Source organism: Amaricoccus sp. (genome assembly GCF_036846665.1).
Taxonomy (GTDB): domain Bacteria; phylum Pseudomonadota; class Alphaproteobacteria; order Rhodobacterales; family Rhodobacteraceae; genus Amaricoccus.
Genome location: NZ_DAIUBO010000220.1, coordinates 1 through 6,370 on the forward strand (window position 1 = coordinate 1; position 6,370 = coordinate 6,370).

Genomic DNA, 6,370 nt, shown 5'->3' on the forward strand with positions numbered 1-6,370 from the left:
CCGAGTGAATCACGGTTCGACGAAAACTGACAGGTAAATGCGGGTGCCCAGCTAATCTTCCTAGCGATAAACCTCACAATTTTTAGATTAGAGTGCCTATCCGCATATTCTGATACAATTTCTCGAACCGCGAATTCGACGTATCCGCTACTCTTTACCACCATATGGCTCGAAAAAATTGGCAATATAGCGATATCTGAGGCTGAGGCAGCCTTGTCTACAACGTTAAAGAGGGATATAATTTGGTCCCTATTAGACCGCACGCGATTTGGCAGCACTAATCGCCTCCATCGCAAGAGAGATTCTGCTTTCCACACTGGTCTCGTCAGAGGTAGCCCTGGTTGTTGCTCTTTCGAAAGATGGATTGTGTAGTAGTTTTCCGTAAGCATCTGAGATTGCATTCTCACTTGCGCTTGCGTTCAAGCTAACCGCCACCATCACTGCATCAAATATTGCGACGTTCAGTGCGCGTTGCGGCCTGAATGGACGATTTCCCAAAGCGCGGACGACTAAATTTGATGTATTGTTAAAAATTGTCGCCCATTTGCGCGACTGCTCTACTGATATATCACGATAATCTTCCATAAAGCCGTTCAAGAATTTTTGCATTGGCTTCTGATAGCTCTGGTGGTTAAATCGGAGCGCCAAAAATCTTAGTATTAATTCTTGATCCTTGGACCTATTGTGCTTTGGCCCGAATATTGCTCTCCAGTCATCCCCCTCATTCAACTCCCCGAGCAGTTGCTGAAGACGACCGTGGTAAATTGCAGCCCTTACCTCTTGGGGCTGAAGCGGCGTTCCGTTTGAGTTCAACCGGTCAAATATATGATACACTGAGCTCTGATCATTCTCTGGAGAGCTCTGCATGATAATCATTGCGTGCAAAACGGAATCGCGAAAGCGTCTCTGATCTTCTTCCGACAATTCGGTCAAAGTCCTGCCCTCAAACTTTGGTTTTACATCTACAAGTTTGAATACCTTGTCGCTATCCGGCCATCTCTCCTTCGAAAAGGCGCGCAATGTAGTAAGTCTTTGAAGGCCATCCACGATTAAATGTCTTTGACTTGCCTCCCTATATAAGAAGATGCTCGGGACAGGTAGTCCAAGTAGTATTGACTCAATGAACCGCGATGCTTGCGGTTTCTTCCATACAAAGTTGCGCTGGAACTCGGGGATAAAAATATCACCCCTGTCCATTCTCGATATGATCCCGTCCACATCGAAGTCGGCCCCGAACGTTGTAATGGAATATACAACATCTTTGTCGTCTATGTGCTCGGGAGCATCTTCGTGTGCTAGCGCCGTCATCTTTCGTTCGATCCTTTCGTGCCTCGGATCACCACTTGCCCTGGTGTATAGCTGGAAACTACCCTGGTCGACTGCGGGTAATGCGCGAACCCTAACATCCGCAATGACCGTGTTTGCTGCCACGATCGTCCCAGAACGTTGCCGCCAGACGAGAAGCTGCGGATCACAATGTGCTTCAATAGCCCCTCCCGGTTGCCTACGCTACGGTAGTCGCTGAGCGATCAGTGCCACAATCTTGGGCTTGCCGTTAATGGTCGTCTGCCTAACCTGACCGTCCAAACACGCAATTCACCAACTGCCCGCCTCAGAGATCGAGTATCTTATCGGGTCAGTTCTTCAAATCCCGGTCGGATCAACCTTAACTTCGCCGCTTAAGTCATGGATTTTATTTGAAAAAAGTCGGTTCGTGGTGCCCGGGGGCGGATTTGAACCACCGACACGCGGATTTTCAGTCCGTATCCATAGCCTGACAGGCGCAGACACTTGCAGTCATAATTCGGCAGGTTTCTCATGTGATTTCCGCGCGTTACATGTTTCTAGCGTTACACGGCCAGACACTTGCAGACAGACTAAGACGGGCCTAAATGGTACCTAGGTGGTACCTAAGAGGACACTCGGACATGCCGAAACGCGCACTCACCGCAGCCGCGGTCGATCGGCTGAAACCGCCCTCGAGCGGCCAGGTCGAGCACTACGACGCCGGCTTTCCCGGCCTCGCGCTGCGCATCTCCCACGGGGGCACGCGGGCTTGGATCTACAAGCTCCGGGCGCACGGCCGGCAGCGCAAGCTGACCCTTGGCACCTTCCCGGCCATGTCGCTCGCTGAGGCCCGGCAGGGCTGGCGCGAAGCAAAGGCTGCGGTCGATCGCGGCGAGGATCCGGCGACGACGAAGGCCGAGGCGAGAAAGCGCGAGCCCGACACGGTGAAGAGCGTTGGCGATGCCTTCATCACGAAGTATGCCGCGCCGCGAAACCGGACGGCCGACGAAGTGGCGCGCATGTTCGCCCTGCACCTCTATCCGAAGATCGGCAGCCGGCCGATCGAAACCATCACGCGGCGCGACATTCTCGACCTACTCGACGGGATCGAAGCGACGGCCTCGGGCGCTCGCGCAAACCGGGTGCTCGCGAACATCCGGCGCCTGTTCTCGTGGGCGGTCGAGCGCGGCATTCTCGAAGCCTCCCCGGCGGCCAACGTGAAGGCGCCCGGACAGGAACGGGCACGCGACCGGGTGCTGACCGACGAAGAGCTGCGGGCCTTCGTCAAGGCCTGCGAGACGATGGGTGAGCCGTTCGGGCCGCTCTTTCGGCTGTTGCTGCTCACCGGCCAGCGACGCGACGAAGTGGCATCGCTGCCCTGGGCGGAGATCGACATGGGCGCGGCGATCTGGCACCTGCCCGGCGAGCGGACGAAGAACAAGCGCGCGTCGGACGTGCCGATGGCCGATCAGGCGATCACGATCCTCGAAGGCCTGATGCGCCGCTCTGCGCTCGTCTTCCCGGCGGCATTCTCCCGCGACGGCCACACCGAGCCGCGGCCGGTCTCGGGCTTCGGCCGGGCCAAGGAACGGCTGGACGCGGCGATGCTCGCCGAGCTGCGCAAGCTCGCCGCTGAGCGAGGCGACGATCCCGGCAAGGTGACGCTGCCGGAATGGCGTCTGCACGATCTGCGGCGCACGGCGGCTTCCGGCATGGCGCGGCTCGGCATCGCGGTGCATGTTGTCGAGGCCATGTTGAACCACAAGAGCGGCACGATCTCGGGTGTGGCAGCGATCTACAATCGCCACGACTACGCGGCCGAGAAGCGATCCGCGGCTCAGGCCTGGGCGAACTATCTTGACGGGCTGACCGTTGAGAAGCCGGCGAACGTGGTGCAGCTCGAGGCGCGGGCATGGAGATCGTCATGCCTGATCTGACCTCCATTGGTGGGGTTCTTGACGGGTTTAGTGCGAGCCTCTCCGGTGCATTGGAACCTATCCGGGAATTCATGCGAACTGAACCCGGAAGCATTGGCGCTATCGACGCCGACGTTCCCCGCCGGCAGGTGCCATTCCTCGATATGTTGGCGCTGTTTTCGGGTGGCTTGGCGGGGCACGATGACGCGCTCGAAGCCGCCAGGACAAGACTGCGCGATCTTGGGATCGCGGAATTGCTTGACCCGGGAATTGTCGGACACCTTACTCCGGGAGAAGTTGCCGATCGCGTCAGACAAGCTACGGGCGCACGGTGCGATGCCCGGTCCTATGATGCCGGGGAGAATGAGACGTTCTTTCTCTTCGCGTTTGCGATCATGCATCACATGGCATTTGTGGATAGGCCGGTCGAGTCACAGCGAATTCACGGGATGATCCAACTTGGGCGTCTGCTCGAGTGGTGGCGGTGGCGGCGCCTTGGCCTCGACCAGATGGTTGTTCGCGAGAAGACCGCCGCCGCCAATCGTCTGAAGGGCGCGAAGATGAAGGCCGTGCCTGCGAACAGGCGTCGGGCAATTGCACACCAGCTCGCGCGGCGGATTAAGACCAAGCGGACGAAAGCCATTTCTGCGCGCGAGCTCGCCCGTGAAGTCCAGGCATCATGGCCAGCGAATGAAGGGAACAGGCCGAGCTATGGAGCGGTGCGAAACTACCTAGAAGATTTCGTGGCCAAGTCGTGACGACATAGCCAAACGGGCACCCGATTGTCTGCTTATGACGGCAGATAATCCCATCTCCCCCCACTTCATCGACGCCGCCCGCACTGCTGCGCGGTACGGGAAGACTATCAGGACCATCGACCGCTGGCTTGAGGACGGCCGCCTGGCATTTCCTCGGCCTCTCCATATCGGCCGCATGCGCTTCTGGCGCATCGCCGATCTTGAGGCCTGGGAAACCGCCCAGGCCGAGCGCAGCGCGGAAGCCGCCGCATGAGCCGGGTGGCCGCTTCGAGGCAATCGCCTTCCTTCTCGAAGGGCATGCGGCCTAATCACCTGCGCGTGTCCCGGATGATCGGCTTCACGCTGACCATCGGCACGCCCAAGGCATGGGCCGGCTTCACCATCGTGGCGGCGGCGCGCCTTGCCGAGACCGAGCGGGCGGCGCTCGCCTTCGCGGCGCTCAGCTCGCTCGCCCCCGAACATTCGATCGCGACCGCGGCGGCGGCCATCAGACCGGCCGGCGCCCCCTTGCCCGCGTTCCTCGGCGGGATGGACGACGCTCGGGAATGGGCTTTCTTCGCCCGCCGGCCCGAGCTCAAGGCATACGCGACCGCGGCCTTTGAGGCCATGGAAGCGCCTGATCAGGCTGATTTTTTCCGGCATTCGCGCGAGGTGGCGATATGACCGGCCGCGAGCTCGACGAAATCCTTCTGCACCGCTGGCCGGCCGTCGTCCGTCGCGTGCTGGCTGACGGGTCGGACGAATGGTTGGCTGGCTTCGTCAAATCCATCGCCCGGCACGGCAAGCGCCCATCGTGGCGGCCGACCACCAAGCAAGCGGCGATCATGCGGCGTCTGGTGTCGGAGCTGGGCACTGCCCACGAACCGATGATGGAGGTGATCGAGCGGTAAGAACACATCCGCCCTCGCCCCTGATCAGGGCGGGCAGGCGGGAACACAGAACACGGCGGCGCCCAGGGCTTAACGACTTGACCGAGGGGCGGCGCGACACGGTGGTACTCGGGGAAGCTATCACACCACCAACCGGGCGGCCATGCAGGCGAGAGCCTGTCGCTCCACGCCCGATAGCACTGCCACCAGCGGGCGGTGAACGAATGGAGTGCGCGCCTTCGACGCTGGACAGCGGAGGCGTGGCCTAAGCGGCGGCCCGGCTCCGGTGAGCAGGCAAGATCGCGGCGGTCAGCGGGCGGCTCAGAAGTCGCCATGCTGACCGTCACAGCAACCCTCACCAGTGAGCAGAGGGCAGAGCGACGGTTGAACAGAGAGAGGCGCACGAGGCGGACGATGTACGGGAGCGGAGAGACAGAGCAGATCGATCTCTTCGGCGCATCTGGTCCCAATGCCGGCACCTGCGCCGGCGAACGGAAACCGGTGGGTGCCTTTTCGATTTTCGCGCAGGCCGAGGGGGCAGCTCCGGCCGGGAGCTGCACGGCATTCCTCGAATCGCTGGCGATCCCGGAGGGGCCGAATGCCGGGAAGCCGGTGAAGCTGGCACCGTTCCAGCGGAGCTTCGTGGCCGGGGCGCTCGCCGAAGGCACCGCGGCGGCCGTTCTCAGCATCGGGCGCGGCAATGCCAAGTCGGCGCTCGCGGCCGGCATCGCGCTCGGCGGCCTGGTCGGCGCATGGGATCGCCAGCCCCGGCGGGAGATCATCGTCGCGGCCAGGACGCGCGACCAGGGGCGCATCGCCTGGGACTTCGCGGCCGGCTTCGCCGCGTCCCTTCCCCTCGAGGTCCAGCGCCGGCTGATCTACCGCCGTGCCCCCCGGCTGGAGATCGAATTCGAGGGCGACGGCGGCGGGCATGTGCTGCGCGTGATCGCCGCGGACGGCAAGAGCGCGCTCGGCGGCGCGCCCACCATGGCAATCCTGGACGAGCGCGGGCATTGGGCGCTCGATCGCGGCGACGAGCTCGAGCACGCGCTGCTCTCCGGCCTCGGCAAGCGTGGCGGCCGCGCGCTCCTGATCTCGACCTCGGCGGCGGACGACGCGCACCCGTTCTCGCGCTGGATCGATGACCCGGTGCCGGGGAGCTACGTCCAGGAGCACCGGCCGGCGCCCGCGCTCCCGGCCGACGACCGCGAGTCGCTGCAGGTGGCGAATCCCGGCGCGGAATACGGGATCGGCAGCTCGCTCGAGTGGCTGGAGGCGCAGGCGCGACGGGCGATCGCGCGGGGCGGGTCGAGCCTCACGAGCTTCCGGCTCTACAACCGCAACGAGCGGGTCTCCGGGGAGTGCCGCGATCTCCTGATCACGCTCGACGAATGGCTGGCCTGCGAGGTGGCGGAGCTGCCCGCCCGCTCGGGGCCGGTGGTGATCGGGATCGATCTCGGCGGGTCTGCCAGCATGACGGCGGCGGCCTTCTACTGGCCCGGGAGCAACCGCCCCCAGGGGCTCGGGACCCTTCCCCGCC

General features: G+C 62.2%; 7 protein-coding genes. 6 read left to right on the forward strand and 1 reads right to left on the reverse strand.

Going from position 1 to position 6,370, the window contains the following annotated elements:
* Nucleotides 1–252 precede the first annotated feature (252 nt).
* On the reverse strand, nucleotides 253–1,308 hold the full coding sequence (locus V7050_RS16965) for a DUF262 domain-containing protein (RefSeq protein WP_324374306.1): 1,056 nt from the start codon (nucleotides 1,306–1,308) through the stop codon (nucleotides 253–255).
* A gap of 620 nt (nucleotides 1,309–1,928) precedes the next feature.
* On the opposite strand from V7050_RS16965, the gene V7050_RS16970 reads away from it, so the two are divergent.
* From V7050_RS16970 to V7050_RS16995, 6 genes are all read left to right on the forward strand, one after another.
* Nucleotides 1,929–3,224: a tyrosine-type recombinase/integrase gene (locus V7050_RS16970; RefSeq protein ID WP_324374308.1), complete on the forward strand. Its 1,296-nt coding sequence runs from the start codon at nucleotides 1,929–1,931 to the stop codon at nucleotides 3,222–3,224.
* A complete protein-coding gene (locus V7050_RS16975) occupies nucleotides 3,212–3,961 on the forward strand; it encodes a hypothetical protein (protein ID WP_324374310.1) in 750 nt (249 codons plus the stop codon). The genes V7050_RS16970 and V7050_RS16975 overlap by 13 nt, the downstream gene beginning before the upstream one ends.
* 34 nt (nucleotides 3,962–3,995) lie before the next feature.
* Nucleotides 3,996–4,214: a helix-turn-helix transcriptional regulator gene (locus V7050_RS16980; RefSeq protein ID WP_324374312.1), complete on the forward strand. Its 219-nt coding sequence runs from the start codon at nucleotides 3,996–3,998 to the stop codon at nucleotides 4,212–4,214.
* Nucleotides 4,211–4,624, forward strand: coding sequence for a hypothetical protein (locus V7050_RS16985; protein ID WP_324374314.1), 414 nt, complete (start codon nucleotides 4,211–4,213; stop codon nucleotides 4,622–4,624). The genes V7050_RS16980 and V7050_RS16985 overlap by 4 nt, the downstream gene beginning before the upstream one ends.
* On the forward strand, nucleotides 4,621–4,851 hold the full coding sequence (locus V7050_RS16990; RefSeq protein ID WP_324374316.1) for a hypothetical protein: 231 nt from the start codon (nucleotides 4,621–4,623) through the stop codon (nucleotides 4,849–4,851). The genes V7050_RS16985 and V7050_RS16990 overlap by 4 nt, the downstream gene beginning before the upstream one ends.
* 591 nt (nucleotides 4,852–5,442) lie before the next feature.
* Nucleotides 5,443–6,370: terminase large subunit domain-containing protein (locus V7050_RS16995; protein ID WP_324410885.1), on the forward strand; the 928-nt coding region annotated here is incomplete at its 3' end.